At 61.1% G+C, this 3,538-nt stretch carries 4 protein-coding genes; all 4 read left to right on the forward strand.

Annotation, left to right across the window (positions count from 1 at the left end):
- Nucleotides 1-1,437 (forward strand): hemagglutinin repeat-containing protein (locus J3489_RS39055; RefSeq protein WP_374193524.1); only part of this gene is annotated, 1,437 nt, incomplete at its 5' end.
- Between the two features lie 46 nt (nucleotides 1,438-1,483).
- Nucleotides 1,484-2,848 carry a hypothetical protein gene (locus J3489_RS39060; RefSeq protein WP_374193525.1) on the forward strand — a complete coding sequence of 455 codons (1,365 nt, stop codon included), beginning with the start codon at nucleotides 1,484-1,486 and terminating at the stop codon, nucleotides 2,846-2,848.
- A 1-nt stretch (nucleotide 2,849) separates the two neighbouring features.
- Nucleotides 2,850-3,086: a hypothetical protein gene (locus tag J3489_RS36985; RefSeq protein WP_207005735.1), complete on the forward strand. Its 237-nt coding sequence runs from the start codon at nucleotides 2,850-2,852 to the stop codon at nucleotides 3,084-3,086.
- Nucleotides 3,087-3,117: 31 nt separating this feature from the next.
- Nucleotides 3,118-3,267, forward strand: coding sequence for a hypothetical protein (locus J3489_RS36990; RefSeq protein ID WP_207005736.1), 150 nt, complete (start codon nucleotides 3,118-3,120; stop codon nucleotides 3,265-3,267).
- Nucleotides 3,268-3,538: the final 271 nt, after the last annotated feature.

Genomic DNA, 3,538 nt, shown 5'->3' on the forward strand with positions numbered 1-3,538 from the left:
AGCGCCCTCGTCGGGACGAACGACGTGACGCTGAACGCGGCGCGTGACGTGAAGATCACGACGTCGCAGGATACGGCCGGGTCGTCGACCTATTACAACAAGCAGGAATCGGGATTGCTCTCAGGCGGCGGTCTTGCTGGCACGGTCGGCTCGCGCTCGCTCGCGCAACAAGGCCAGTCGAGCATGATCACGAACCACGCAAGCGTGGTGGGTTCGTCTCAAGGTAGCGTGTCGATCGGCGCGGGTCAGGATGTGACGCTGACGGGAGCGCAGGTCGTGGCCGCTCAGGACATCGGCATCGCCGGGCGCAATGTGACGGTGAATGCGGCCACCGATACCTACGACGAGCGCATCATCCAGCAGACGAAGCAGTCCGGCTTGACGGTGGGTATCGGCGGCGGCCTGGTTGGCCTCGGGCAGGCGATGGGCAGCGTCGTGAAGGTGGGGACGGATTCGGGCGATGCGCGGCTCGCAGCGGTGCAGGGTGTCGCCGCAGCGGAGATGGCTTACCAGAACCGGGGGGCGATCCAAGGCACGGCAAGCGCGATCTCGAACGGACAAAACCCGGTGGCTGCGGCGGGCGTGCAGTTGCAGGTGGGCGTGGGATCGAGCCATAGCCGCAGCGAATCCAGTACCTCGGCGCAGATCGCGAAGGGCGCCTCGATCATCGGTAACGGCAATGTCGCGATTGTGGCAACCGGCAGCGGTCAGGACGGCGCGGGGGACCTCAAGATGGCGGGCGCAAACGTGCTGGGCCGGGACGTGACGCTCGCGGCGAATCGCGATGTGGTGCTGGAGGGCGCGCGCAGCACGGAATCGACCCACAGTTCGAACCGTGCTGGCGGTTGGTCGGCGGGGGCGGCGATCGGGACCTCGGGCCTCTCGGTGTCCGCGAGCGGATATGCCGGGCACGGCCAGGGCGACGGCGACAGCGTGACGCACACGAATACGACAGTGGCGGCGGGCAAGGAACTGACGATCTACTCTGGGCGCGATACGACGCTCACCGGCGCACAGGCGTCGGGCGACACGGTAAAGGCTGACGTGGGTCGGGACCTGACGATGACGAGCGTGCAGGACACGTCGACTTATTCGAGCAATCAACATAACGTCGGCGCTGGCTTGAGCATGGGGATCGGCCCGATGAGTTGGGTGGTCGCGCCGGCGTTGGCGATCGGCCATACCGGAATCGACGCGGACTACGCCTCGGCGAACCGTCAGACCGCATTGACGGCCGGCCCGGGCGGCTTCGACGTGAATGTGCAGGGGCATACGCAATTGAACGGCGCGATGGTCGCGAGCGCGGCACCGGCGGAGGCAAACACCTTGACGACGGGTAGCTTCGGCTTCTCGGACGTGCAGAACACGATGTCGTATTCGGCCTCATCGGAAGGGTTCTCGCAGGGGGGGGCCAAGCTTTGCGCAGACGGGCGATAGCGCGAGCGGCACGACGCACGCGGCGGTGAGTCCGGCGACCATCACGGTGAAGTCCGATCAGGAGACGGGACAGGACAGCACGGCGGGGTTGTCGCGCGATACGGTGAACGCGAACCAGACGGTCGAGAACACGTTCAATCTGCAGAAGGTGCAGAACGATCTGGCGTTTGGTCAGGCCTTCGGCAAGGTGGCGACGTTTGCGGTTGCGGAAGCGGCGGGCAAGCTGGCCGACAGCAGTCCGGAGATGAAGGCGCTGTTCGGCGAGGGCGGTGCTGGCCGGGATGCGATGCACGCGGCGGTTGCTGCGATCGGGGCGGCGCTGTCGGGCGGAAACGTTGCGGGAGCGGCGGCGGGTTCGTTGGCTGGGGATGTGCTGCAATCGCTGGCGCAGCCGATTATCGATCAGGCGGCGGAGCAGTTGCCGGTTGAGGCGCAGCCGGCGGCACGCAATGCGTTGAACGAGGTGGTGGCGACAGCAGGGGGGTATGCGGCCGGGGCGTTGGCCGGAGGGGGTGGGCAGGGGGCGCTGGCTGGCGCGGGGGCGGGGATTAACAACGAGCGGTTCAATCGGCAGTTGCATCCGGAGGAATACGCGCGAGCGAAAAAGGACGCGAAGATCGTTGCAGAAAAACTCGGCATTAGCGTGCAGGATGCCGAAGGCCGGATCGTTGCGGAGATTCTGAGGAATTCGGATAAGCAGACGGCGGAAGCGTCGGGCGGCAAGCACGATTACGAAATCCGGAGCATCGTGGGTTGTCAGAACCTGAACTGCGACGGCTACAAGAATGATCCGCAGTATGCGAATCACGACTTCAATAGCCAGTACATTGCACGGAATCAAAGTGCGTATGACTTGGGGCAGAAACAGATCAGCACAGGGCTAACGTATGACGGGCTGGTCGCGTCGAACTACGACAAAGACCCGCTTGGAAACACAATTGCACGAGCCGGCGGCAGCTTGCTGGCGGGTTCAGTTGCGGGTGGGCTGGTTGCTGCCTGGGGCGTTGGCACCGCCTTTACTTACGCCGGCGACGCATTTAGTTACCAATACAAGTTGTCGCCGGATCAACCGAGCTATAAGAACACGGCAATTGCGGGCGGGGTCGCGGCGGGAATGTCGCCGTTGCTGTTGCCATTGGATGCATTAGGCAGCGCAAGCGCCGGCAAAATTGCCGTTGGGATCTATGACTCGCTGGTCGGTGGGGTCGGCGCGTTCGGCACGACCGCGATGACCAATCCAAGTGGCAGCCCGAATTTGTCGGCAGGTATTGGTACGGCTAGTGCGCTGTTTGGTATGGGAGGTAAAACCATCTTGCCAGGTCCTATAGGGAACGCATTTGATATATGGATGCAAATACTTCCAGGTCCAGCGCAAGCTGTAATTGAGCAGAACAACAAGAAAGGAAAATAACGTGGTCACAACCTCTATGAAGCGAAAAGCTCTATATCGTAAATTTTTGGTTGGCTACTTATGCTTACTTGCTGTTCCGCTAATGATTATGGCGATTTCTCTCCATAAAGGTGCGGGTTTGGCTGGGCTTGTCCCTGGGATACCGATTTATTTAGTTCTGTTAGGTGGTGCCACGTACCAATTCATCAAGGAGCTACGCACCTTGAAGCGAGAGGAACAAAAGAGCGAAGAGCAGTAACGACAAACCCGGCGTTCGGTTCAACCGGCAGTTGCATCCCGAGGAAAAGACGCTTGCGAAGCAGTTGGTGGACAAGAGCGACGGTAAGTACACGCCAGCGCAGATCGAAGAGCAGATGCGCATCATGGGCGTGTCCGTGAACGGCCAGCAGCAATGGGCCAGGAAACAGCAGGGTCTATGACTCCTCCTGCAAATTCGAACGGGCAGAAGATGTGATTAGATGGCTACGTAAGCCAGCTTGTGGCGTCGCAGCTCGGCTTGGAACTCGCATTTTCGAAGCCTGGAAAGAATTCGAAACGGCACCAGTATTATTTTTAGGATAACGATTCAAAGAATTTTGTGAAAACGTACCGCACACTAAGAAACATACCGAGGACATGGATTCTCACCGGGGTAGCGACAATGCCGATCGGCGCGTTGGCGCAAGCCATTCCGCCCCGGCCGGAAGTCGC

Source organism: Trinickia mobilis (genome assembly GCF_017315705.1).
Classification (GTDB): domain Bacteria; phylum Pseudomonadota; class Gammaproteobacteria; order Burkholderiales; family Burkholderiaceae; genus Trinickia_A; species Trinickia_A mobilis.